The following is a 22,553-nucleotide window of genomic DNA, read 5'->3' as shown; positions in this document are numbered from 1 at the left end:
CATGAACGACATCGAGGATGCCGTCCTGCGCGCCTTTGCGCTGCTGTTCACGGGCGACGCGGACCTGTGGCGCATCGTCTGGGTGTCGCTCAAGACGAGCCTCGTCGGCCTGCTGCTGGCCGCGCCGCCGGCCATCCTGATCGGCTACGTCGTCGCGATGCGGCGCTTTACCGGACGGCGCATCGTCATCTGGCTGGCGCAGGCGGCGCTGTCGCTGCCGACCGTCCTGATCGGCCTCGTGCTGTACCTGCTGCTGTCGCGCCACGGGCCGCTGGGCGGCCTGCAATGGCTGTTCTCGCAGCCCGGCATCGTGTTCGGCCAGTGCGTCGTCGCGCTGCCCGTGCTGCTCGCGTTCACGCTGGCCGCCGTGCAGGGACTCGATCCGCGCTACGCCGAGACGGCGATCGCGCTGGGCGCCTCGCCGCTGCAGGTGATGGTGCGCGTGCTGCACGAGGCGCGCTTCGGCGTGATGGCGGCCGTGCTGTCCGGCTTCGGCCGGGTGATTTCGGAAGTCGGGTGCGCGCTGATGGTGGGCGGGAACATCGAAGGCGAGACGCGCACGATCACGACCGCGATCGCGCTGGAGACGAGCAAGGGCGAGTTCGCGCAGGGGATCGCGCTCGGCATCGTGCTGGTCTCGATCGCGCTGCTGATGAACGGCGCGCTGATGCTGCTGCAGGGCGACGCCCACACGGTGCGGGAGCGCGCATGAGCATCGGCATCCACGCGCAGATCGCGGCGGCCGTCCACGAGAACGCCAACGCGCCGCAGCGCGACGAGCGCCGCAAGGCCCTGCTGGGTGTGCGCGGCCTGCGCAAGCGCCACGGCGACCGGCTGCTGTTCGACATCGACGTGCTCGAGATCGCGACGCACAGCGCCTACGTGCTGACGGGGATGAACGGCGCCGGCAAGAGCACGCTGCTGCGCGTGCTGGGCGGCCTGGAACGGGCCGAGATCGACAGCCTGCGCTTCGCCGGCGAGGACGTGCTGCGCGTGCACCCGTACCCGCGCGCGCTGCGTCGGGCCATCGTCTACGTGCACCAGCATCCGATCCTGTTTTCGACGAGCGTCGCCGCCAACATCGGCTACGGCCTCGTCCTGCGCGGCGAACCTGCCGCCGCCGTGCGGCCCGTCGTCGACGAGGCGATGGCCTGGGCCGGCGTGGCGCACCTGCGCGATACCGACCCGACCAAGCTGTCGGGCGGCGAAAAACAGCGCGTGGCGCTGGCCCGTGCGAAGGTGCTGCAACCGCGCCTGCTGCTGCTGGACGAGCCGACATCGAACCTGGACGGCGCCGCGCGCGAACAGGTGATCGCCCTGATCCCGACGATGGTCGAAGCCGGCAGCAGCATCGTCATCGCCTGCCACGACCGCGACCTGATCAACCTGCACGGCGTGCAGCGGCTGAAGCTGCGCGACGGGCACCTCGAATACCGTTGATACGAAGGAGACTCCATGCCACGCCGTTCCATCCTGGGCCTCATCGCCTGCATGACCGCCTGCCTGACCGTCGCGCCGTGCGCGCACGCGCAGTCCGACCACGTCCTGCGCCTGTCCACCACCACGAGCACCGAGAACTCGGGCCTGCTGGGCTATCTGCTGCCGGCCTTCGAAGCGAAGACGGGCATGAAGGTCAACGTGATCTCGGTCGGCACCGGCAAGGCGCTGGAGCTGGGCAAGAACGGCGACGTCGACGTCACGCTCGTCCACGCCCGCAAGCTGGAAGACAAATTCGTGGCGGAGGGGTGGGGCATCGACCGCCACGACGTGATGTACAACGACTTCATCGTCGCGGGGCCGACCGCCGATCCGGCCGGCGTGAGGGGCAGCCATGACGTGATCGCCGCGTTCAGGAAGATCGCGGCCGCGAACGTGAAGTTCATTTCGCGCGGCGACAATTCCGGCACGGACGTGATGGAGAAGGCCTACTGGCGGCAGGCCGGCACCAGGCCGGTGGGCGCCAACTACGTGTCGGCCGGCCTGGGCATGGGCGAGGTGCTGAACATGGCGGCTGAGTTGAAAGCCTACACGCTGACGGACCGCGCGACGTATGGCGCGTACAAGGCCAAGACCGGCCTGGCCATCCTCGTCGAGGGCGACAAGCGGATGTTCAATCCGTACGGGATCATCGCCGTCAATCCGGCGAAGCACAAGGGCATCAATTACAAGGGCGCGACGGCGTTGATCGAGTGGATCACGTCGCCGGAGGGGCAGGCGAAAATCGCGTCGTTCAAGCCGGAAGGGGAGCAGTTGTTTTTCCCGTCGGCGAAGTGAACTTGGGTCCCCGCCTGCGCGGGGACGACGTGCTTGCGTTACCGGCACCGTTTGCACGTCGCCCCTGCGAAGGCAGGGGTCCAAGTTCGTCGAGCCGCAAAAAGCAAAGGGCCGCAACCGCGGCCCCCGTTGACTCAACCAGCTTGACGCTACGCCAGCGCGTGCATCACCGCATCCACCGGAATCGCCTTGACCCAGTCGCGCCGCTGATCCGCCGTGACGACGGTGCTGTTGGCCTTGTCCACCGGCGCCCATTCCGGCGTCTTCTGGCGCATCAGCGCGACCACCGGCACGCCGACGGCGTTCGCCAGGTGCATGACGGCCGTTTCCACCGACACGATCAGGTCGCACTGCGCCAGCATCGCCGGCAGCTGGAAGAAGTTTTCGTTGGCGCTGAACAGCTCCGTGCGGTCCAGCTGGCGGCGCACCAGCATGGCTTTCACGTTGTCGACTTCCTGCGGCACCGCGTTGACGATGAAGCAGGCGTCGCGCCATTCCGGCTGCGCGCGCATCGTCTCGATCAGCTCGGCCACGCGCTCGACGGGCCAGCAGCGCTTGCGCGTCTTGGCGAACGGGTTGATGAACACGAGCTTGCCCCGGCGGCCGTCGAAGCCCCATTCGTGCAGGCGCACCTTGGCGCCCTCGACGAACTGGTCGGGGATGTGCACGAACGGAATGCGCTCGGCCGGCGGGATGTCGACGGCGGCCAGCTGGCGGAACCATTCGGCATGCACGTCGCTGATGTGCGGGGCGCTCGTGCGGTCGGCCACGTCCGGATCGAGGCTGGCGTCCAGCTTGCGGAAGCTGAACCAGTGATGCATGCCCAGGAGGCCGAGCGGCTTCTTGAGGCCGAACACGAAACCGTCCGGGCTGATCTCGCGCGCGAGGTCGGCATAGAAATGGGGACGCAAGGTGCCCAGCGAGACGACGATCGGGTAGTGCTCCTGCTGCGCGTCGCGGATGGAGGCCCGGAACAGCTCGGGCGAGTAGTTCTGGTTGTAGACCTTCTCGATGAAGTCGCAGGCGTCGAGCCAGTCGTACAGGACGTTCTTCTTGAGGTGCGGCCACTGCGAGGCGTCGCTCGTGCGCCGGACCTCGTCCACCCACAGGTGCATTTTCAGGTGCGGGTAGGCGCGCGCGAATGCCTGGAAGCAGTTCTGCAAATACGTGTAATCGCCCAACGCCAGGTGGGCGATGAACAGGATCTTGTCCGATTTCTTCAGCAGATCGGAAGGAATGAGGGGTACGTTCATTGTCTCTTACGGGTCGCCTGCCAGTTATTGTCCGACGCCGCCAGCGGTGTATCAGGGTCTGCGATCAGCAGCGCTAACCGGTCGGCTGGCTGCGTACCCGAAGCGTGGTAGGGATGCGCACGACCGCCAACTCTCGAAATCTTCAACAAATTGTCTCGAATTGTAGTCCAAACTGGGACACTGCGTTGCCCCCGGTTATATATTTAGACGCATTGTCCTATGTGAGCAACAGCTATTGAACACGATGACAAGTCCCTGCTGGGCAAGCGGCGAAACTGGCGTATTAAATTAACATCGAGGTGCCACATCAGGATGACGTCGTAACATTTTTCAATTATCCAGCAGCATTTAATGCCGTCGAAATCAGGAGTAATCGATTTTATCGTTATCGGTACATCGACGTCCCATCATTCGAGCCGCACCGTCTTCATGAACGCGTACCGGGCCGCGACGCCTCCCGCGTCCGGGCGCATGAAAACCACAACGATCTTGCTTTTTCTCACAGATAATTTTGTTCGTGCGTAAAATGGCTCAAGGGTCTCCACCGTCTCCAAACATCTGTCTCGATGCCAGCCGTAACGCGTTTCGTCCTGTGCCTGCCGGACCTTGACCTGTCGTTCTACTGGACCCGCTTCCGTGTCCAGGCGCGCGTACGCGTGACGGAGGCGGGGTTCCGGCTCGAGGACGTGCCAGTCCGCTCGACCACCCACCAGTGCGACGTGCTGGCCGCGCTGGAGCTGGGCGCCGGCGACGTGCTCGTACTGCGTCCGCTGGAACGCGACCTGCCCGCCCTGGTGCCCCATGTCGAACGCCTGCACGCGGCAGGCGCACGGGTGCTGCTGCTGGGTGACCTGGCCGGGGTGCCGCCCCGGGTGGTCCACGCGCAGGTCCGGGCCGACCACGGGGAGGGACTGGCCCGCGCGACCTCGCTGCTGGCCAGGGGACGCCCCGTGCGCGCCCTGCTGCTGGGCGAAACGCCGCACGCGCGCGTGGATGCCGCCGCGCTGCGCGCCCGCGCACCCGAGGTCACGCACTTGACGATCGCCGTCCCCTGCACCAGCAGCGCGCCGGACGCCATGCGCGTGCACGCCCAGGCGCAGGCGGCCGCGCTGCTCGCGGAAGGCCGGCTGGGCGACGGCGACGTGGTGCTGGCAGTGGAGGACGTACTGGCGCTGGGCGTGCTGGACGCCCTGGCGGCTGCGGGACCACGGGCGCCCAGGCTGGCAGTGGCCGGTTTCGGTGCCGCGCCGGACAGCCTGCGCGCCCTGCGCGAGGGCCGGCTCGCCCTGTCATTGTTTTTCGATCCGGGCGTCTGGCTCGACGCGCTGCTGGCCACGCTGGACGCCGCCCCCGGCGGCAGGATGCTCCTCCACGCCGGGATGGTCGACGCCGGCAATGTCGACGCTTTCCAGATCGCGCACGCCACCTGGCTGGTCGCCACGCTGGAAGAAACCGTCAACCAGGCGCGCGCGGCCCGCCAGGCGGCCGCCTTCCTCGACGCCGTGGTCGAAAACATGCCGGCCATGCTGTTCGTGAAGCGCTTGCCGGGCCTGCGCTTCGAATTCGTGAACCGCGAGCGCGCGCGCTGGCTGGGCATACCGCGCGAACGGATCCTGGGCCGCACCGTCCACGACGTCGATCCGCCCGAGGCGGCCGACCTGGACACGCTGAGCGACCACGAGACGCTGGCGTCCGGCACGATCGTCGACCAGCCCGTGACCGCCGTCCGGCGCGCCGGCGGCGACATGCGCTACGTCCTGACCCGCAAGATCCCGCTGCTCGACCCGAACGGCCAGCCGTCGCACATGATCGGCATCGCGCTCGACGTGACCGAGCGCGAACTGGCCGAGCAGGCGCTGGCGCGGCGCCAGCAGGAACTGGAAGCGGCGCACCAGGCGCTCAAGGAAAACCAGGACAAACTCCTGATCGCCGAGAAGATGGCGGCCCTTGGCCGCCTGACCGCCGGCATCGCACACGAGATGAACACACCGCTGGCGACCATCCGGGCCGCACTGGGAGAGCTGGACGCGCTCGTCACCGAATACGCGGAGTCGGCGGGCGACGCCGAAGTCACGGAGGAAGACCATCGCCAGATCGTCGCCGAGATGCGCCAGTGCGCCACCCAGGCCACGCTTTCGGCCCAGCGCGCCGCTGCGTTCGTCCGTAGCATCAAGCACCACACGCGCGACCAGGGCAACGAGGAGCGTGTGCGTTTCGCCGTCGTGCCGGCGCTCGAAGAAAGCATCCTGCTGCTCGACCACCAGTTCAAGCGCCAACGCTGCACCGTGCGCCTGGATGCGCCCGTCCCCTCGCTGGAGGTGACGGGCACGCCCGCCGGGCTGGGCCAGATGGTCACCAACCTGCTGACCAACGCCGTTGACGCAGGCGCCCAGTCGATCATCGTCCGCGCGGCCGAGTCAAGGGCCGGCATCGAACTCGCCGTACTGGACGACGGCGCCGGCATCGCGCCGGCCGACCTGCGCCGCATCTTCGAGCCGATGTTTACCACGAAGCCGTTCGGCCAGGGCACGGGTCTGGGCCTGGCGATCGTGCACGACATCGTCGTCGCGCAATTCGGCGGCAGTATCGACGTCGCCAGCACGCTCGGCGTCGGTACCCGCATCACCCTGCATTTCCCCCATCCCGGAAAGGATCCGTGACCATGGTCCGCAAAACCCGCCACGCCACCCGCACCGATTGGGTCATCCTCCTCACCGATGACGACCAGACCTACCTCGACGCCATCCGCAAGCTGCTCGAACGTGAAGGCCACCGTGTGCTGACCGCCCGCGACGGCGAGGAGGCCTTGGCGTTGCTGGCCAGCGTCCACGTCGACCTGCTGCTGCTCGATTTCTACATGCACGGCATGACCGGCGAGGAAGTGGTGGGCGAACTGCGCAAGACGAACCCGATGCTGCAAGTGATCCTGCAGACCGGCTACGCGTCCGAGCAGCCGCCGCGCGCGCTCCTCAGGCGCCTCGACATCCAGGGCTACCACGATAAGAGCGAGGGGCCCGACAAGCTGCTGATGTGGGTGGACGTGGGACTGAAAGCGGCCCATTCGGCCCGGCTGCTGCACAAGAGCCGCGTGGGCCTGCGCTACATCCTCGACGCGACGCCCGGGCTGCACCGGCTGCAGCCGCTGGAAAACCTGCTGCAGGACATCATCTTCCAGGTCACCGGCCTGTTCGGCGTCGCTAATTCATGCGTCGCCAGCCGGGAGCACCACACCGACGATCCCGGCGTCGCGCCGTCCTGCTTCCTCGCCGTGTTCGAGGACGATGCCGGTCCCACCGTGTACGCGGCGACCGGCCGTTACGCGGGGGCCGGCGGGTTGAACGAGCAGGAGCTCGATGGCCTCCTGGCGCGGGCGCTGGACCAAGCCACGCGAAGCCGCCGCCCACAGGTCGGCACCGACGCCACCGTCGTGCCCCTGTGCGTGGCCGATCAGGCGATCGGCGTGATCTACCTCGACAAGCCGATCGTCGACAACCAGGACCTGGAACTGGTGTCCGTGTTCGCCAACCAGGCCGCGGTGGCAATCCGCAACGCGCAATTGTTCAAAATGGCCACCGTCGACCCGCTCACGGGCGTGCACTTGCGCCGCTTCGTGGAACAGTGGACGATCGTCGAGATCCGCAAGGCTTGCCGCCACGGCGGCCCGCTGACGCTCCTGATGGTGGATATGGACGGCCTGAAGCGCATCAACGACGACAGCGGCCACCTGGCCGGCGACCAGGCGCTGGTCGCCATGGGCCGCCTGCTGCGCGCCATCGTGCGCGAAGGCGACATGGCGGGCCGCTACGGCGGTGACGAGTTCATCGTCGTCCTGCCGAATACGGGCGAGATTGGTGCAGCCCAAGTCGCCGCACGCCTGCTCGACCTGCTGCAGGACACGGGCATCGAGTGGCAGGGCCGAAGCCTGCCGGTGCGCGGCAGCGTCGGCATGGCGACCCTGCTGCCAGTGCCGGAAACCTTGCGCAGCGCGTCCGCGCCGCCGCGCCAGTACTTCGAGCGGGTCTACGACGAGCTGCTGGCAGCAGCCGACCGCGCCCTGTACGAGGCCAAGCGCGGCGGCCGCGGACGGCTGCACGCGGCGGGCGAGTGCCCCTGGCTGGATTTAAGTCATTGATTGAAAGCTTGTTCTCTTACATCAGGATGACGTCGTACTGCTCCTGATGATAGCCCCGCTCGACCTGCAGCGAGATCTTCTTGCCGATGAAGTCGCCGAGCATGGCCAGGTGCTGCGATTCCTCCTCGAGGAACATGTCGACCACTTCCTGCGAGGCGACGATGCGGAACTCGCGCGGGTTGAACTGCTTGGCCTCGCGCAGCAGTTCGCGCAGGATTTCGTAGCAGATCGTCCGGCTCGTTTTTACCTGCCCCTTGCCGGCGCAGGCGGGGCAGGGCTCGCACAGGATGTGGGCCAGCGATTCGCGCGTGCGCTTGCGCGTCATCTCGACCAGGCCCAGTGCCGAGAACCCGCTCACGGACACCTTGGTGCGGTCGCGCGACAGCGTTTTCTTGAGCTCCGCCAGCACGGCGTTGCGGTGCTCGTTGTTCTCCATGTCGATGAAGTCGAGGATGATGATGCCGCCCAGGTTGCGCAGCCGCAGCTGGCGCGCGATGGCATGCGCCGCTTCCAGGTTCGTCTTGAAGATCGTGTCGGCGAAATTGCGCCCGCCGACGAAGCCGCCCGTGTTGACGTCGATCGTCGTCATGGCCTCGGTCTGGTCGACGATCAGGTAGCCGCCCGACTTGAGGTCGACGCGCCGGCCCAGCGCGCGCAGGATCTCTTCCTCGACGCCGTACAGGTCGAACAGCGGGCGCTCGCCCGTGTAGTGCTGCAGGCGCGACAAGACGCTTGGCGTGTACACCTGGGCGAATTCGACGAGTTTCAGGTAGTTCTCGCGCGAGTCGACAAGGATCGCGGCCGTCTCGTCGTGGACGAAGTCGCGCAGCACGCGCTGGGCCAGGCTCAGGTCCTGGTACAAGAGGCTCGTCGCGGGACGCGTGCGCGCGCCTTTCGTGATCGCGCCCCACGTCTTGCGCAGGTAGTCGATGTCGGCGGCGAGGTCGGCGTCGGACGCATCCTCGGCCTGCGTGCGCACGATGTAGCCGCCGTTCTCGTCCGGCGGCAGCAGGCCCGCGAGGCGCGCGCGCAGGGCTTCGCGCTCGGATTCCTTCTCGATCTTCTGCGAGATGCCGATGTGCTTGTCCTGCGGGAGATAGACGAGCATGCGGCCGGCGATCGAGATCTGCGTGGACAGGCGCGCGCCCTTGGTGCCGATCGGGTCCTTGATCACCTGCACGGTCAGCACCTGGCCGTCGAACAGGATCTTTTCGATGGGGGTCGGCGCGCTGTTGCTGCTGCTGGCGGCATTGCTGCCGTCGTGCGGCTTGGCTTCCCAGATGTCGGCCACGTGCAGGAACGCGGCGCGTTCCAGGCCGATGTCGATGAAGGCCGACTGCATCCCCGGCAGCACGCGCACGACCTTGCCGAGATAGACATTGCCCGCCAGGCCACGGGTGAGCGTGCGCTCGATGTGCAGCTCCTGAACGGCACCCTGTACCACCAGCGCGACCCGTGTTTCTTGCGGGTTGATATTGATCAGGATGTCTTCAGTCATGTGACCAGGTTTTAATTGTTGTCCAGGATCACATCATACACGCAGGGTGGGCACTCCGTGCCCACGCGTTACGCCAATGAGCCGCATATGTCGCGCGTGGGCGGAGGGCCGCCCACCCTACAAAATGCAGACGCCCGCTTTCTGCAATAACTGCGCCGTCTCGAACACCGGCAACCCCATGATGCCGGAATGGCTGCCCTCGATATGCTCGATGAACAGGGCGGCGAGGCCCTGGATGCCGTAGCCGCCGGCCTTGTCGTAGGGCTCGGGCGTGGCGCAGTACGCCTGGATCGCGGCCGGGGTGAGCTTCGCGAAACGCACGTCCGACACCTGCGTCACCTGCTCGAACACGTCCGTGTAGTGCAGCGCGACGGACGTCAGCACCTGGTGCGTGCGGCCCGACAGGCGTTCGAGCATGGCGACGGCTTCCTTGTGGCTGGCCGGCTTGCCGAGGATCTCGCCGTCGATGGTGACGGTCGTGTCGGCCGACAGCACGGGGCGCAGCGGCATGCGGCGCAGGTGCAGCACGTTCCACGCGAACGCGCCTTTTTCGCGCGCCACCCGCGCCACGTAGTCGAGCGCGGGCTCGTCCGCGAACGTGTCTTCGCTGACGTCGATGCCGCGGGCCGGGTCGGAGCGGAGGCTGAGGATGTCGAAGTCGATGCCGACCTGGCGCAGCAGTTCGCGCCGGCGCGGGCTCTTCGAGGCGAGGTAGATTTTCTTGTCGAGCGGTTTCATCGGGTCACACTCGATGGTAGGGATGGTTCTGGGTAATCGTCCAGGCACGATATAACTGTTCCGCGAGCATCACGCGCACGATACCGTGCGGCAGTGTCATGCTGGAGATGCGGATCAGGCCATCGGCCCGCGCCTTGAGTTCCGGATCGAGGCCGTCGGCCCCGCCGATCAGGAAGACGCAATCGCGCCCGTCCTGCTGCCAGGCCTCCAGTTGCTGCGACAGGCCGACACTGGTGAGATCCTTGCCGCGTTCGTCGAGGGCGACAATGCGCGCACCCTTGGGCAGCACGGCCTCGATGCGCTCGCGCTCGAGCGCCATCGCGGTGGCCGCCGTCTTGCTGCCGGAACGTTCCACCGGCTTGATTTCCTTGAGCACGATGCGCAGCTCGGGCGGCATGCGTTTGACGTATTCCGCGAAGCCGGTCTCGATCCAGGCCGGCATCTTGTGGCCGACGGCGGCGATGATCAACTGCATCGCAGCTTATTCGTCAGCTTTTTTGATGCGGCGGATGACTTTCTTGGCCGGTGCGGCGCCCTCGGCCGCGGCCTTGGTGGCGCGCTTCGGTGCGGCGGCAGCCTTGGCGGCCTTGGCGGCCTTCGCGTCCGCGGCGGCGGTCTTGGACACGGCAACCTTCACGGTGGCGCCGGTCGGGATCTTCTTGGCGGCCGGTTTCTTGGCGGCCGGCTTGGCGTCGGCCGATTTCTTGGCCGCCGGCTTGCGCTCGCGCACCGGTTTCGCGTCTTCCTGTTCCTGGTTGGCGGCGAGGTGCTTCGACTTCGCTTTCGGCGCGGCCGCGTCCAGGCCTTCCGTCGTCGACTTGCGCTTGGCGGCGCCCAGCTTCACCGGCTTGTCGCCCCAGATTTCTTCCAGGCGGTAGTACTGGCGGATGGCCGGCTGCATGATGTGCACGATCATGTCGCCCAGGTCGACGAGGACCCATTCGCCCGTGTCTTCGCCTTCCATGCCGATCACGTCGCCGCCTGCGTCCTTGACCTTGTCGCGCACCGAGGCGGCCAGCGCCTTGGTCTGGCGATTCGACGTGCCCGACACGACCGCGATGCGGTCGAACAGGCTGGTCAGGTGCGTCGTGTCGAACAGGACGATTTCCTGGCCCTTGACGTCTTCGAGGGCGTCGACGACGAGCGTTTGCAGTTTCTTGATATCCATTAGCTTTTGTATAAGTTATGTTGTTGAATATAGTCTAGCACTTGCGGCGCAACCAGCGCGCTTATGTCAGTACGGGGTTGCGCGTGCAGCGCAGCGCGCACCTGGGTGGCCGAGATGTCGACGGCCAGCGTGTGCGCCAGGCAGACTTTGCCCGCCGGGCTCGCGCGCACATCGTTGAACGACGCGCGCCGGTGCGCCAGTTCCGCCGCCACGGCGGGCGGCAGCGCGGCATCGTCGAGCCCGTAGCCGGGGCGGGCGGCGACGCCAAAATTCGCCAGCGCGAACAGGTCCTGCCAGTCGCGCCAGGTGTCCAGTTTTTGCAGCTGGTCCGCGCCCATCACGAACACGATGGAGACGCTTGGACCCAGTTCCGCGCGCACTTCGCGCAGCGTTTCGACCGTGTACGTCGCTCCGTGGCGGGCGATTTCGCGGGTATCGATCGTCACCGGCGCGCTGCTGCCCGCGAACGCCAGTTCGAGCATCGCCACGCGCTCGGCGTCGCCCGCTTCCAGGCCGGTCTTTTTTTGCCACGGCTGGCCGGCCGGCAGCACGCGCAGCTCGTCCGGACGGAGCAGGCGCGCGAACAGTTCGGCCAGCGCGACGTGGCCGTGATGCGGCGGATCGAAACTACCTCCCAGCAGTGCTACACAGGAATTCGCACACGTCGTCACGAAGCCAGCCAGTCCCGGTGGGGAAGGAAGTCCGAATACAGTTGCGCTTCCGGGCTGCCCGGTTCGGGATGCCAGTCGTAGCGCCATTTGACGATCGGCGGCATCGACATCAGGATCGCCTCCGTGCGCCCGCCCGACTGCAGGCCGAACAGCGTGCCGCGGTCCCAGACGAGGTTGAATTCGACGTAGCGCCCGCGCCGGTAGGCCTGGAAATCGCGTTCGCGTTCGCCGTAGGGCTGGTCCTTGCGGCGCTGCAGGATCGGCAGGTAGGCGTCGAGGAAGCCGTTGCCGACGCCCTGCACCATGGCGTACGACGTGTCGAATCCGAGTTCGTTGAAATCGTCGAAGAAGACGCCGCCGACGCCGCGCGCTTCCTTGCGGTGCTTCACGTAGAAATAGTCGTCGCACCAGCGCTTGAAGCGCGGATGCAGGTCGTCGCCGAACGGCGCCAGCGCGTCGTGGCAGACCTGGTGGAAGTGGCGCGCATCGGCCTCAAAGCCGTAACAGGGCGTGAGATCCATGCCGCCGCCGAACCACCAGACGGGGTCCTTGCCTTCGGCCGTCGCTTCGAAAAACCGCACGTTCATATGCACGGTGGGTGCATACGGATTGCGCGGATGGATCACGAGCGACACGCCCATCGCTTCCCACGCGCGGCCCGCGAGTTCCGGCCGCGCGGCCATCGCCGACGGCGGCAGGCTCGTGCCGCGCACGTGCGAGAAATTCACGCCGCCCCGTTCGATCACATTGCCTTCCTCGATGAGGCGCGAGATGCCGCCGCCGCCTTCGGGCCGTTCCCACGTATCGCGCAAGAAGGGCTTGCCGTCGACGCCTTCCAGCGCTTGCACGATGCGCGCCTGCAGGTCGAGCAGCCAGGCCTTGACGGCGGCGGGATTCGGGGTGGACATGTGGGAATGGGTGAGAAAAAAATGAACGGGGGATTGTACACTGATGCGGGGGATCGTGGCAGCAACTGCCGGCAGTGTTAGTTTCTTCTCGGAAACCTCTACCACATTGCCCGGCGACGGCCCTGGGCGTCACTATAAATTCTGCCTCAATCTCTTCAACTTTCTGCACATTTCAAGCTTTTATAGCCGGAAGTGCAAGAAATGCATACCTTTTGTCAATACTCTAGGTCTCAAGAAAACGATTTCATATCCAGCGTGGCCGTCGTCGACGCGCGCTGGAAAGAAGACATACGATAAAACCGGAGACCGCCTTGAAGCAAACATCCACCCCTCGGCCACGACCGTAGCGCGCCCGCGCCATGGCGGGTATGCCGCCATTTTTCTTCCTTCCGATTAAACGCACCAGCGTACGGGCAGGCCGAGTTCGGCCGTGCCGGTGAGTTGGTGCATTGCAACAAACGCGCGCCGGGCCGGCCGGGGCGCGTCGATCCGGCGGCTCGTCCGCCTTACCGGCAACCACGATTCATCAATTTTCTTGGAGTCCAAGCATGAAGAAGCAATCCCTTGCGCTTGCCTGCGCCCTGGCCGGGTTGGTGGCAGCGTGCGGCGGCGGCAGCAGCCCGTCGTCGCAGTCGCCCTCCCTTGCCGCCATGGTCGGCAGCGCGTCCGGCGGCGGCGCCGATGTCGCGACGACGGGTAACCGGTGGCAGAGCGTCAAGTACGGCGGCAGCGGCTACGTGACAGGCCTGATCTTCCACCCGACCAGCCCGAACGTCCTGTATGCGCGTACCGACATGGGCGGCACCTATCGCTGGGATGCGGCGACCTCGTCCTGGACCTCCATCACGGACGGCTTCGGCATCCGCGAAGAATTCTTCAACGGCGCCGAAAGCGTCGCCCTGGACCCGAACGACGACAAGCGCGTCTACCTGGTCACGGGCATGTACGATTGGTCCGGCACCAATGCCCGCCTGTACATTTCCACGGACCGCGGCGACAACTGGACGCATGTTGATTTGCCGTTCCGCGCCGGTTCCAACGATCCGGGCCGTGCCATCGGCGAGCGGCTGATGGTCGATCCGAACAAACCGTCGGTCCTGTACTACGGTTCGCGCACGTCCGGCCTGTGGAAGAGCACGGATTACGGCCAGACCTGGAACCAGGTGACGTCCCTGACGTCGTTCCAGTACCCCGGCGACCAGATCGGCAGCTTGCCAGGACGCACCTTGGGCGGCATCGAGGGTGTGCTGTTCGACACGTCGACCACGGGCACGGGCACGGCCACGCAGACCATCTACACGTCCGTGGGGCCGGATTACGCCAATGCGGCCGGCCTGAATTACAACCTGTACAAGTCCACCGACGGCGGCGCGACCTGGGCGGGCGTGACGACCCCGGTGACCGGCTTCTACATCCCGCACATGGTCCGCGCCAAGGACGGCATTGTCTACGTCGCGTTCACCAAGGAAATGGGCCCGGGCGCCGGCGGTCCGTGCAGGTTGTACAAGTTCGACGGCACCAACTGGACACTGCTGAAGAGCTACGATACGGAGCAATGGGTGAACTTCGGCATGGGCGGTCTGTCCGTGTCCGGTTCCGGCCCGACGACGCGCATTGCACTGGGCGTTTCGAACTCCTGGGGCAACTGGCAGGGCCAGCCGGTCGTGCAGGTGTCCGACGACGCCGGCCAGACGTGGCGCGAGATCGCGTCGATGACCCCGCATACGCCGTCCGACGTGGACTTCTCGGGCTGGGTCGACGACGTCGAGATCGATCCGAGCAACCCCGACCACATCCTGCACGTGTTCGGCGGCGGGATCTGGGACACGAAGAGCGCGTCGGCAGCCACGCCCAACTGGAACCTGGACGTGACCGGCCTCGAGGAAACCGCGACGATCAGCTTGACGACGCCCCCCAAGGGCGCCAGCTACGCGCTGCTGAGAAGCTCCGGCGACATCGGCACGCACGTGCAGACCGAGCTCCTGAAGAAACCGACGCGTGGCCCGGTCGGCTGGTTCGGCAACGGCCACGCCACCGACATGGCCTGGTCGAATCCAGCCTATATCGCGGCAGTCGGCAGTGGCGGCTGGGTCCAGAACAACCCCCGCGGCGCGTACTCGACCGACTCCGGCGTGACCTGGACGGCGTTCGCCAGCAAGCATCCGGATGCGATGGCGAACCAGAGCAACGAGGAAACGATCGCCGTCACCAAGCCGGGCAACATCATCTGGGCACCGTCGGGAGCAGTGCCGGCCTACACGACCGACAACGGCGCGACCTGGACGTACACGAACCTGCCGGCGCTGCCTTCCGTGGGCGTCAACCGCGCCTACCGGATCGTCGCCGACCGCAAGAACCCGAACAAGGTCTATGCCTACAACTCGGGCGGCGCCTGGTGGAACCAGTGGTCGGACACGGCCCACTTCTGGTATTCGACGGACGGCGGCCACACGTTCAGCGAGAGCACGACGTTCGTGAGCGCGGGCGCGCTGGTGGCGGACTTCGGCCACACGTCGGTCGCGGTCAATCCGAACGCGGAAGGCGATGTCTGGCTGGCTGACGGCTTCAGCGTCCTGCACTCGACGGACTCGGGCGTGACCTGGACCAAGGTAAACGCCACGGCGCCGGACTGGGGTGCCAATCCGACGTGGATGTATCCGGAAGTGTACGGTGCGACTTCCATCGCACTCGGCAAGGCGCCCGCCGGCGCGACGTACTCGTCCTCCATCTACATCGTCGGTGTGATCAATAACGTGTGGGGTGTGTACCGCTCCGACAATGGTGCCGCGACCTGGCGCCGGATCAACGACGACAAGCACCAGTACGCCGGCATCAGCAACCTGGCGGCCGACCAGACGGTGCCCGGACGCGTGTACGCCGCCGGCGCTGGCCGCGGTGTCGTGTTCAGCTATTGATGGCCATGCCGGCGCCTGCACGGGCGCCGGCTGCATCGATCAAGATTATTTTCGGAGATTGACATGAAATTCAAAACCATCCTCGCCGCCGTCGCCCTGGTGGCGGCAGGCAGCGCCAGCGCGACCGTCCTGAACTTCGACGGCCTGACCGAGATGATGTACGGCGACGGCTTCGCGCTGGCCGACAGCATGACCTATAGCGGCCTGAATCTGACCTATGTGGAATCGGGCTTCCAGGTGACCCTGAACGCGCCCAATGCGGACGCCGGCGCGGCGCACATCGGCGACGGCACGTACGAGCCGCAGACCTATAACTGGCACGACGGCATGGAAAACGGCGCGGGCTCGTTCGTGACCCTGAGCCGCGTGGGCGGCGGCAAGTTCGACCTGAAAGGCTTCGATTACTACACGGACGCGAGCGACGTGTCGGCCGACGGCACCTGGGTCGGCTCGATCCAGGACGCTGGCACGTGGACCACGGCGCTGACCGGCATCACGGCACTGCGCCTGAGCTCCGGCGCCTTCAACCAGATCGACAACGTCGACGTCGAAGCGGCCGCCAGCGCGGTACCGCTGCCGGGCACGCTGGCGCTGATGCTGGGCGGCCTGGCGGCCGGCGGGCTGGCGCGCCGTCGTCGCGGTTGAATCGTTGCCGTCATAAACCGTCGTTCCCGCGAAGGCGGGAACCCAAGCCTGGCTTCCGAAGTCGATCTTCTTGCGACTTCTCAGCAGCCTATCGAGTCCTCGGCCCGACCATGCCATTTTCGGAACCGAGGACTCGAATATGGACAAGTCGAGCTACGTCTACATCCTGGCTAGCAAGCCATACGGTACGTTATACGTCGGCGTTACCTCCGATCTGATCAAACGTGTCTGGCAACATCGCGAAGGATTCGTAAGCGGGTTCACAAAAGACGCCGGTACGAAACGCCTCGTCTGGTACGAGGTGCATGCCGACATCACGCAGGCCATCACACGTGAAAAGCGGATCAAGAAATGGCGGCGGGACTGGAAGGTTAATCTCATCCAGAGTATGAACGCCGATTGGCGTGATCTCTACGATGAAATTTGTCGGTAGGTGCGTAACTTGGGTCCCCGCCTGCGCGGGGACGACGTTTGAACTTGGGTCCCCGCCTGCGCGGGGACGACGCTTGAACTTGGGTCCCGCCTGCGCGGGGACGACGTTTGAACTCGGGGTTCCGCTTGCGCGGGGACGACGTGCTTGTTGTGTTGGCCTAAAAACCGTCGTCCCTGCGCAGGCAGGGACCCAATTTCCTTACCGAAGTCGTACCCGAAGCGGCCAAAGAGAAAGCGGGACACCGCTCTCGCCGTATCCCGCTTCGAAGCAACCAAAAGCAGCGCTTACGCCTGCTTGATCCCGCGCCAGCCGATGTCGCGCCGGTACTGTGCGCCGTTGAAGTGGATCTTCTCGACCGTCTCGTAGGCCTGCTTCTGCGCCATCTTGACGCTGTCGCCCAGGCCGACGACGCACAGCACGCGGCCGCCCGACGTCTGCAGCGTGCCGCCGACCAGTTGCGTGCCGGCGTGGAAGGTGACGCATTCCGGCGTTTCCGCGGGGATGCCGTCGATGATGTCGCCCTTGGCCGGAGCGTCCGGATAGCCGGCCGCCGCCATCACGACGCCCACCGCGGTGCGGCGGTCCCACTCCAGTTCGACCTTGTCCAGCGTGCTGTTGCAGGCATGTTCCAGCACCGTCACGAAGTCGCTCTTCAGGCGCGTCATGATGGGCTGCGTTTCCGGATCGCCCATGCGGCAGTTGAATTCGATGACCTTGGGAACGCCGGCCGCATCGATCATCAGGCCCGCGTACAGGAAGCCGCTGTACGGGATGCCGTCCTTGGCCATGCCCTGGATGGTCGGGTTGATGATCTCGCGCATCACGCGCGCGTGGATCGACGGCGTGACGACGGGCGCCGGGGAGTACGCGCCCATGCCGCCCGTGTTCGGACCCTGGTCGTGGTCCTTGAGGCGCTTGTGGTCTTGCGACGTGGCCAGGGCGACGACGTTCTTGCCGTCGCACATGACGATGAAGCTCGCCTCTTCGCCGGCCAGGAACTCCTCGATCACGATGCGCGCGCCGGCGTCGCCGAAGCGGTTGCCCGACAACATGTCGTCGGCAGCCTGGTGCGCTTCGTCGAGGGTCATGGCGACGACGACGCCCTTGCCGGCGGCCAGGCCGTCGGCCTTGATGACGATGGGCGCGCCCTGGGCGTCGATGTAGGCGTGGGCCTGCTGGACGTCGGTGAAGGTCTGGTACTGCGCCGTCGGGATGCCGTGGCGGTGCATGAAGGCCTTGGCGAAGTCCTTCGAGCTTTCCAGCTGGGCCGCTTCGCGGGTCGGGCCGAAGACTTTCAGGCCGCGCGCGCGGAACAGGTTGACGATGCCGGCCGCCAGCGGCTGTTCCGGCCCGACGAGCGTCAGGTTGACGTTTTCCGCGACGACGAAGTCGGCCAGCGCGGCCGGATCGGTGATGTCGATGTTGACCAGGCGCGCATCGCGCGCGGTGCCGCCGTTGCCCGGTGCGACATAGACCATCTGGACACGTTCGGATTGGGCCAGTTTCCAGGCCAGGGCATGTTCACGGCCGCCAGAGCCGACTACCAGGATTTTCATGGATTGCTTTCGCCAGGCGATGCCTGTGCTTGTACTTGAATGAGGCTTATGAATGAGGCTTATTCTTCAATGACCGCGTTCGTATAGACTTCCTGCACGTCGTCCAGGTTTTCCAGGGCGTCGAGCAGCTTCTGCATCTTGAGCGCGTCTTCGCCGGTGAACACCGTCTCGGTGTCCGGTTTCATGATGACTTCGGCGGAATCGGCCTTGAAGCCGGCTGCTTCCAGCGCTTCCTTGACGCCGGCAAAGCCGTTCGGATCGCACAGCACTTCGAAGCCGCCTTCGTCGTCCGGGATCACGTCGTCGGCGCCCGCTTCCAGCGCGGCTTCCATCAGCTTGTCTTCCTCGACGCCGGGGGCGAACAGGAACTGGCCCACGTGCTTGAACATGAACGAGACGGAACCCTCGGTGCCCATATTGCCGCCGAACTTGCTGAACGCGTGGCGGACTTCGGCCACGGTGCGCACGCGGTTGTCGGTCATGCAGTCGACGATGATGGCGGCGCCGCCGATGCCATAGCCCTCGTAGCGGATTTCTTCGTAGTTGACGCCTTCCAGGCCGCCCGAGCCGCGCTGCACGGCGCGGTTGACGTTATCCTTCGGCATGTTCGCGTCGGCCGCCTTCTCGACGGCGAGGCGCAGGCGCGGATTGGTCGTAACGTCGCCGCCACCCATGCGGGCGGCAACGGTGATTTCCTTGATCAGTCGGGTCCAGATCTTGCCGCGCTTCGCATCCGTCGCGGCTTTCTTATGCTTGATGTTGGCCCATTTGCTGTGTCCAGCCATGTCGAGTCTTCCTTAGGCAGAGGACCTCGCTGGATTGCAATGATCGAGGCCCCGGGTATGATAATCCTCGACATTTTAGCATAGGCACCCCGTCTAAAAACTGTCAGGGAAACAACAATGCGGTGCCCAGCCCGACCAGCCCGAGCCCCGTCGCGCACGCCACCACGTGGCCGCCGGGCAGCAGTTTTTCGGCGAGGATCAGCGCGATCAGGCCGGCGATCACGGGCAGGTTCAGCACGCCGGCCGGCAGCACGAGCGCCAGCAGCAGCCAGCAGCAGCCCGTGCAGTAGCGGGCATCCGTGACCCCCATGCGGAACGCGCCCCACGTGCCGCGGCGCCAGTGCGTGAGGACGAACGCCAGCGGCGCGCGGCAGTTGTCCAGGCAGACGTGCTTGGCGGGCGTCCACTGGTAGACGCCGGCCGCGACGAGGGCCAGGGCGCCGACGGTCGGGTGCGCGATGCCCATCGTCTCGTCGAGCGCGCCGGCGTCGTGCAGCTGCCAGTCGGCCAACGTGGCGGCGAGGGCGCAACAGGTCCAGGCGAACAGGTAGCCCAGCATGAACAGGAAGGTGGAGGGATAGACCCAGCGCTCGCGCACGAGCCGCTTGACGCGTGCGTACAGCAGCACGGACGGCGCCGCGGCCGGCAGCATCATCGCGGCGATGACGACGATCCATAACGCCAGCAGGCGCGCGAGGTCGGCCGTGTGGTACGGGGTGGCCAGGATGTGGCCGCCGGTGCCCGCACCCGGCGGCGACAGGCGGCCGGCCCGGAAGATCAGGAACAGCAGACAGGCCCAGCACAGCGCCGCGAGCAGCGCCAGCAGGGCGAGGACGACGGTGCGGTCGGCACCGGGGCGGCCGACGCCGCTGGCGCGGCTCATCGCTTGCCGGCTCCGGCCGGTTGCGCGGTCGCGCGGACAAGGCAGGGTGGATGGGTGCAATGGTGTGCCATGGACATCCTCCGGTCGGCGGTTGAGCGATGATGGCAGTTGGACCGTGCCCCACCGGCCGGGTTCGGAGGCGTCCTCAGCCGACGATGCGGATTCCCCGTACAATCGTCGGATGAGTAAATCTGCTGTTGACATTTCCGTTGCGTCGCACCCACGCCCGGCCGTGCTGGGCGGCCTGGCGATCGCCATCGGCGGCGCCGTCCTGTTTTCCACGAAGGCGATCGTCGCCAAACTGCTGTACCGCTACCACATCGATGCCGTTACATTGATCGCGTTCAGGATGCTGTTCTCGTTTCCGGTGTTCGCGGCCGTCGCCGTGTGGAAGATGCGGACCGAGCCGCCGCTCGCCGTGCGCGACCGCTGGCGTCTCGTCGGGCTGGGGCTGGTCGGCTACTACCTGTCGAGCTACCTTGATTTCCTCGGCCTGCAATACATCTCGGTGGGCCTGGAGCGCCTGATCCTGTTCCTCACGCCGACCTTCGTCCTCCTGATCACGGCGCTGGGCCTCAAGCGCCGCATCGCCCGTGCGCAATGGGTCGCGCTCGGCCTGTCGTACTGCGGCATCGTGCTCGTGTTCGCGCACGACCTGCAAGGCGGCGCGGGCAATACCGTGACGGGATCGCTGTTCGTGCTGGGCTCGGCGGTCTGCTACGCGACCTATCTGCTGGGCACCGGCGAGATGGTGCGCCGCATCGGCTCGCTGCGCCTGGTGGCATACGCGATGTGCGTCTCGAGCGTGGCCTGCATCGCCCAGTTCTTCGTGCTGCGCCCCGCGAGCCTGCTCGTGCAGCCGCTGCCGGTTTACGGGCTCTCGCTCGTGAATGGGATATTCTGTACCATCTTCCCTGTCTTCATGACGATGGCCGCGGTCCAGCGCATCGGCGCGACGACGGCATCCCAGGCCGGCATGATCGGCCCCGTGTCGACGCTGTTCCTGGGCTGGGCCATGCTGGGGGAGGCGATCACGACCGTGCAACTGGCCGGAACGGGCCTGGTGCTGGCCGGGATCTATCTGCTGTCGCTGAAAAAACAATCCTGACAAACCGAAACGGAACGGAACATGAAACCTCGCATCGCCCTGATCGCCCACGACAAGAAAAAAGACGACATGATCGCGCTCGCCGCCGAGTACGTCGACTTCCTGCGCGGCTGCACGCTGTCGGCGACCGGCACCACGGGCGGACGCCTGATCAATGAACTGGGCCTGGACGTGACGCGCATGCATTCCGGTCCGGTCGGCGGCGACCTGCAGATCGGCGCCCACCTGGTGAACGGCGAGATCGACTGCGTGATCTTCCTGCGCGACCCGATGACCCCGCAGCCGCACGAGCCGGACATCAACGCGCTCGTGCGCGCCTGCGACGTGCACAACATCCCGTGCGCGACCAATGTCGCGAGCGCCCACCTCGTGCTGTCGCAGCTGCAGGCGACGCCGAACTGATATCGACGGGAGACCGGCCATGACGACGGCAAAAGCGATCCGCTTCGCACGCACGGGCGGGCCCGAGGTACTGGAGTACGTCGACGTCGAAGTCGGCGATCCCGGCCCGGGCGAGGCGCGCGTGCGCAACCACGCGATCGGCGTGAACTTCATCGACACGTATTTCCGCACGGGCCTGTACCCGCTCGACCTGCCTGGCGGCCTCGGCCAGGAAGCGGCCGGCGTCGTCGAGGCGGTGGGCGAGGGCGTCACGCACGTCAGGCCGGGCGACCGCGTGGCCTATGCGGCGCGCCCGAACGGCGCCTACAGCCAGCTGCGCGTGATGCCGGCCGACGTCCTCGTGCACCTGCCGGACGACATCTCGTTCGAGACGGGCGCCGCGATGCTGCTGCAGGGCCTGACCGTGCAATACCTCCTCAAGCAGACCTATGCCGTGCAGGCGGGCGAGACGGTCCTGTTCCATGCCGCGGCCGGCGGCGTCGGACTGATCGCGTGTCAATGGGCGCGCGCGCTGGGCGTGAACCTCATCGGCACGGCGGGGTCCAACGAGAAAACGGCGCTGGCAAAGCAGCATGGCGCCGCCCACGTCATCAATTACAACACCGAGGACGTCGTGCAGCGCGTACTTGAGATCACGAATGGGGCCAGGGTGCCGGTCGTCTACGATTCCGTCGGCAAGGACATGTTCACGCGCTCGCTGGACTGCCTGCGGCCGCGCGGGCTGATGGTCAGCTTCGGCAATTCGTCGGGGCCGGTGCCGCCGTTCGCGCTGAACGAACTGGCGTCGCGCGGCTCGCTGTACATCACGCGGCCCACGCTGCAATCGTATGCGGCCACGCGGGCGCAGCGGGAGTCGATGGCGGCCGACCTGTTCCAGATGGTGTCGAGCGGGCAGGTGAGCATCGAGATCCACCAGCGCTTCCCGCTCGCCGACGCGGCCCGGGCCCACGTCGCCCTCGAAGGACGCCGCACGACGGGCAAAACGATCCTGCTGCCATGAGAGAATTTAGCGACGACAATGAACCACCGATCGACCCGCAGCCGGCGACGGCGCCGCGGTTCGGGCGGTTGCTGGTGGTGCTGATGCTGGCCGTGTTGCTGATCGTGGGGATCACGTTCCTGTCGGAAGCGTACCTCGGTTGAACGATGGTGGACACGGGGTGTCCACCCACCCTACGCCTGAA

General features: G+C 66.2%; 22 protein-coding genes. 12 read left to right on the top strand and 10 right to left on the bottom strand.

The window, feature by feature from the left end; genetic code table 11:
- The first annotated feature begins 1 nt into the window (after nucleotide 1).
- From ASC93_RS26370 to ASC93_RS26360, 3 genes are read left to right on the top strand one after another with little or no spacing between them, the layout of a single operon-like run.
- Nucleotides 2-712: an ABC transporter permease gene (locus ASC93_RS26370; RefSeq protein ID WP_056449798.1), complete on the top strand. Its 711-nt coding sequence runs from the start codon at nucleotides 2-4 to the stop codon at nucleotides 710-712.
- Nucleotides 709-1,440, top strand: a complete 732-nt coding sequence (locus ASC93_RS26365) for an energy-coupling factor ABC transporter ATP-binding protein (RefSeq protein ID WP_082548358.1) — start codon at nucleotides 709-711, stop codon at nucleotides 1,438-1,440. The genes ASC93_RS26370 and ASC93_RS26365 overlap by 4 nt, the downstream gene beginning before the upstream one ends.
- A 51-nt stretch (nucleotides 1,441-1,491) precedes the next feature.
- Nucleotides 1,492-2,274, top strand: coding sequence for a substrate-binding domain-containing protein (locus ASC93_RS26360; RefSeq protein WP_229412883.1), 783 nt, complete (start codon nucleotides 1,492-1,494; stop codon nucleotides 2,272-2,274).
- Between the two features lie 149 nt (nucleotides 2,275-2,423).
- On the opposite strand, the gene ASC93_RS26355 is transcribed toward ASC93_RS26360, so the two are convergent.
- Complete coding sequence (locus ASC93_RS26355; RefSeq protein WP_056449794.1) at nucleotides 2,424-3,527, bottom strand: glycosyltransferase family 9 protein; 1,104 nt, start codon at nucleotides 3,525-3,527, stop codon at nucleotides 2,424-2,426.
- A gap of 566 nt (nucleotides 3,528-4,093) precedes the next feature.
- Here ASC93_RS26355 and ASC93_RS26350 point away from each other — a divergent pair.
- The gene (locus ASC93_RS26350) at nucleotides 4,094-6,187 is read left to right on the top strand and encodes an ATP-binding protein (RefSeq protein ID WP_056449792.1); all 2,094 of its coding nucleotides are present in this window, start codon (nucleotides 4,094-4,096) and stop codon (nucleotides 6,185-6,187) included.
- 2 nt (nucleotides 6,188-6,189) lie between these two features.
- Nucleotides 6,190-7,659, top strand: coding sequence for a diguanylate cyclase (locus tag ASC93_RS26345; RefSeq protein WP_056449790.1), 1,470 nt, complete (start codon nucleotides 6,190-6,192; stop codon nucleotides 7,657-7,659).
- Nucleotides 7,660-7,675: 16 nt separating this feature from the next.
- Here ASC93_RS26345 and rng read toward each other — a convergent pair whose 3' ends face one another.
- The 6 genes from rng to hemF all read right to left on the bottom strand — a co-directional run bounded on the left by rng (nucleotide 7,676) and on the right by hemF (nucleotide 12,642).
- A complete protein-coding gene (gene rng, locus ASC93_RS26340; protein WP_056449788.1) occupies nucleotides 7,676-9,157 on the bottom strand; it encodes a ribonuclease G in 1,482 nt (493 codons plus the stop codon).
- 117 nt (nucleotides 9,158-9,274) lie between these two features.
- Nucleotides 9,275-9,895: a nucleoside triphosphate pyrophosphatase gene (locus tag ASC93_RS26335; RefSeq protein WP_056449786.1), complete on the bottom strand. Its 621-nt coding sequence runs from the start codon at nucleotides 9,893-9,895 to the stop codon at nucleotides 9,275-9,277.
- Nucleotides 9,896-9,899: 4 nt separating this feature from the next.
- A complete protein-coding gene (gene rlmH / locus ASC93_RS26330) occupies nucleotides 9,900-10,370 on the bottom strand; it encodes a 23S rRNA (pseudouridine(1915)-N(3))-methyltransferase RlmH (RefSeq protein ID WP_056449784.1) in 471 nt (156 codons plus the stop codon).
- A gap of 6 nt (nucleotides 10,371-10,376) precedes the next feature.
- On the bottom strand, nucleotides 10,377-11,063 hold the full coding sequence (gene rsfS, locus ASC93_RS26325; protein ID WP_056449782.1) for a ribosome silencing factor: 687 nt from the start codon (nucleotides 11,061-11,063) through the stop codon (nucleotides 10,377-10,379).
- Nucleotides 11,063-11,734: a nicotinate-nucleotide adenylyltransferase gene (locus tag ASC93_RS26320; protein WP_056449780.1), complete on the bottom strand. Its 672-nt coding sequence runs from the start codon at nucleotides 11,732-11,734 to the stop codon at nucleotides 11,063-11,065. Before ASC93_RS26320 ends, rsfS begins: the two co-directional genes overlap by 1 nt.
- A complete protein-coding gene (gene hemF / locus ASC93_RS26315; RefSeq protein WP_056449778.1) occupies nucleotides 11,731-12,642 on the bottom strand; it encodes an oxygen-dependent coproporphyrinogen oxidase in 912 nt (303 codons plus the stop codon). Before hemF ends, ASC93_RS26320 begins: the two co-directional genes overlap by 4 nt.
- A 548-nt stretch (nucleotides 12,643-13,190) precedes the next feature.
- On the opposite strand from hemF, the gene ASC93_RS26310 reads away from it, so the two are divergent.
- The 3 genes from ASC93_RS26310 (at nucleotide 13,191) to ASC93_RS26300 (ending at nucleotide 16,635) form a co-directional block, all read left to right on the top strand.
- Nucleotides 13,191-15,557: a sialidase family protein gene (locus ASC93_RS26310; protein WP_056449776.1), complete on the top strand. Its 2,367-nt coding sequence runs from the start codon at nucleotides 13,191-13,193 to the stop codon at nucleotides 15,555-15,557.
- 63 nt (nucleotides 15,558-15,620) lie between these two features.
- The gene (locus ASC93_RS26305; protein ID WP_056449774.1) at nucleotides 15,621-16,202 is read left to right on the top strand and encodes a hypothetical protein; all 582 of its coding nucleotides are present in this window, start codon (nucleotides 15,621-15,623) and stop codon (nucleotides 16,200-16,202) included.
- A 139-nt stretch (nucleotides 16,203-16,341) separates the two neighbouring features.
- Entirely contained in the window at nucleotides 16,342-16,635 is a 294-nt protein-coding gene (locus ASC93_RS26300; protein WP_056449772.1) for a GIY-YIG nuclease family protein, read from the top strand.
- A 284-nt stretch (nucleotides 16,636-16,919) separates the two neighbouring features.
- Here the strand turns inward: ASC93_RS26300 and purD are convergent, their stop codons facing one another.
- From purD to ASC93_RS26285, 3 genes are all read right to left on the bottom strand, one after another.
- Nucleotides 16,920-18,191, bottom strand: a complete 1,272-nt coding sequence (gene purD / locus ASC93_RS26295) for a phosphoribosylamine--glycine ligase (protein ID WP_056449770.1) — start codon at nucleotides 18,189-18,191, stop codon at nucleotides 16,920-16,922.
- Between the two features lie 59 nt (nucleotides 18,192-18,250).
- Nucleotides 18,251-18,976: a YebC/PmpR family DNA-binding transcriptional regulator gene (locus ASC93_RS26290; protein ID WP_056449768.1), complete on the bottom strand. Its 726-nt coding sequence runs from the start codon at nucleotides 18,974-18,976 to the stop codon at nucleotides 18,251-18,253.
- Between the two features lie 103 nt (nucleotides 18,977-19,079).
- A complete protein-coding gene (locus tag ASC93_RS26285) occupies nucleotides 19,080-19,859 on the bottom strand; it encodes a DUF2182 domain-containing protein (RefSeq protein ID WP_056449766.1) in 780 nt (259 codons plus the stop codon).
- A gap of 181 nt (nucleotides 19,860-20,040) precedes the next feature.
- Between ASC93_RS26285 and ASC93_RS26280 the strand changes: the two genes are divergently transcribed.
- From ASC93_RS26280 to ASC93_RS31800, 4 genes are read left to right on the top strand one after another with little or no spacing between them, the layout of a single operon-like run.
- Nucleotides 20,041-20,967, top strand: a complete 927-nt coding sequence (locus ASC93_RS26280) for a DMT family transporter (protein WP_056449764.1) — start codon at nucleotides 20,041-20,043, stop codon at nucleotides 20,965-20,967.
- A 21-nt stretch (nucleotides 20,968-20,988) separates the two neighbouring features.
- A complete protein-coding gene (locus ASC93_RS26275; protein WP_056449761.1) occupies nucleotides 20,989-21,369 on the top strand; it encodes a methylglyoxal synthase in 381 nt (126 codons plus the stop codon).
- 19 nt (nucleotides 21,370-21,388) lie between these two features.
- A complete protein-coding gene (locus ASC93_RS26270; protein WP_056449759.1) occupies nucleotides 21,389-22,369 on the top strand; it encodes a quinone oxidoreductase in 981 nt (326 codons plus the stop codon).
- Complete coding sequence (locus tag ASC93_RS31800) at nucleotides 22,366-22,512, top strand: hypothetical protein (RefSeq protein WP_200958406.1); 147 nt, start codon at nucleotides 22,366-22,368, stop codon at nucleotides 22,510-22,512. Before ASC93_RS26270 ends, ASC93_RS31800 begins: the two co-directional genes overlap by 4 nt.
- The last annotated feature ends 41 nt before the right edge of the window (nucleotides 22,513-22,553 follow it).

The sequence above is a fragment of the Massilia sp. Root335 genome (genome assembly GCF_001425685.1).
Classification (GTDB): domain Bacteria; phylum Pseudomonadota; class Gammaproteobacteria; order Burkholderiales; family Burkholderiaceae_D; genus Telluria; species Telluria luteola.
The sequence above is the reverse complement of the archived record's forward strand: the minus strand, read 5'-3'. Positions and strand labels throughout refer to the sequence as shown.

Excerpts from the sequence above, each read along its gene's own strand:
- ASC93_RS26370 (WP_056449798.1), top strand. The coding sequence starts at position 2 with ATGAACGACATCGAGGATGCCGTCCTGCGCGCCTTTGCGCTGCTGTTC.
- ASC93_RS26275 (WP_056449761.1), top strand. The coding sequence starts at position 20,989 with ATGAAACCTCGCATCGCCCTGATCGCCCACGACAAGAAAAAAGACGAC.
- ASC93_RS26355 (WP_056449794.1), bottom strand. The coding sequence starts at position 3,527 with ATGAACGTACCCCTCATTCCTTCCGATCTGCTGAAGAAATCGGACAAG.
- ASC93_RS26285 (WP_056449766.1), bottom strand. The coding sequence starts at position 19,859 with ATGAGCCGCGCCAGCGGCGTCGGCCGCCCCGGTGCCGACCGCACCGTC.
- rsfS (WP_056449782.1), bottom strand. The coding sequence starts at position 11,063 with ATGGATATCAAGAAACTGCAAACGCTCGTCGTCGACGCCCTCGAAGAC.
- ASC93_RS26335 (WP_056449786.1), bottom strand. The coding sequence starts at position 9,895 with ATGAAACCGCTCGACAAGAAAATCTACCTCGCCTCGAAGAGCCCGCGC.
- ASC93_RS26305 (WP_056449774.1), top strand. The coding sequence starts at position 15,621 with ATGAAATTCAAAACCATCCTCGCCGCCGTCGCCCTGGTGGCGGCAGGC.
- ASC93_RS26365 (WP_082548358.1), top strand. The coding sequence starts at position 709 with ATGAGCATCGGCATCCACGCGCAGATCGCGGCGGCCGTCCACGAGAAC.
- hemF (WP_056449778.1), bottom strand. The coding sequence starts at position 12,642 with ATGTCCACCCCGAATCCCGCCGCCGTCAAGGCCTGGCTGCTCGACCTG.
- rlmH (WP_056449784.1), bottom strand. The coding sequence starts at position 10,370 with ATGCAGTTGATCATCGCCGCCGTCGGCCACAAGATGCCGGCCTGGATC.
- purD (WP_056449770.1), bottom strand. The coding sequence starts at position 18,191 with ATGAAAATCCTGGTAGTCGGCTCTGGCGGCCGTGAACATGCCCTGGCC.
- ASC93_RS26280 (WP_056449764.1), top strand. The coding sequence starts at position 20,041 with ATGAGTAAATCTGCTGTTGACATTTCCGTTGCGTCGCACCCACGCCCG.
- ASC93_RS26310 (WP_056449776.1), top strand. The coding sequence starts at position 13,191 with ATGAAGAAGCAATCCCTTGCGCTTGCCTGCGCCCTGGCCGGGTTGGTG.
- rng (WP_056449788.1), bottom strand. The coding sequence starts at position 9,157 with ATGACTGAAGACATCCTGATCAATATCAACCCGCAAGAAACACGGGTC.
- ASC93_RS31800 (WP_200958406.1), top strand. The coding sequence starts at position 22,366 with ATGAGAGAATTTAGCGACGACAATGAACCACCGATCGACCCGCAGCCG.
- ASC93_RS26350 (WP_056449792.1), top strand. The coding sequence starts at position 4,094 with ATGCCAGCCGTAACGCGTTTCGTCCTGTGCCTGCCGGACCTTGACCTG.
- ASC93_RS26270 (WP_056449759.1), top strand. The coding sequence starts at position 21,389 with ATGACGACGGCAAAAGCGATCCGCTTCGCACGCACGGGCGGGCCCGAG.
- ASC93_RS26360 (WP_229412883.1), top strand. The coding sequence starts at position 1,492 with ATGACCGCCTGCCTGACCGTCGCGCCGTGCGCGCACGCGCAGTCCGAC.
- ASC93_RS26345 (WP_056449790.1), top strand. The coding sequence starts at position 6,190 with ATGGTCCGCAAAACCCGCCACGCCACCCGCACCGATTGGGTCATCCTC.
- ASC93_RS26290 (WP_056449768.1), bottom strand. The coding sequence starts at position 18,976 with ATGGCTGGACACAGCAAATGGGCCAACATCAAGCATAAGAAAGCCGCG.
- ASC93_RS26300 (WP_056449772.1), top strand. The coding sequence starts at position 16,342 with ATGGACAAGTCGAGCTACGTCTACATCCTGGCTAGCAAGCCATACGGT.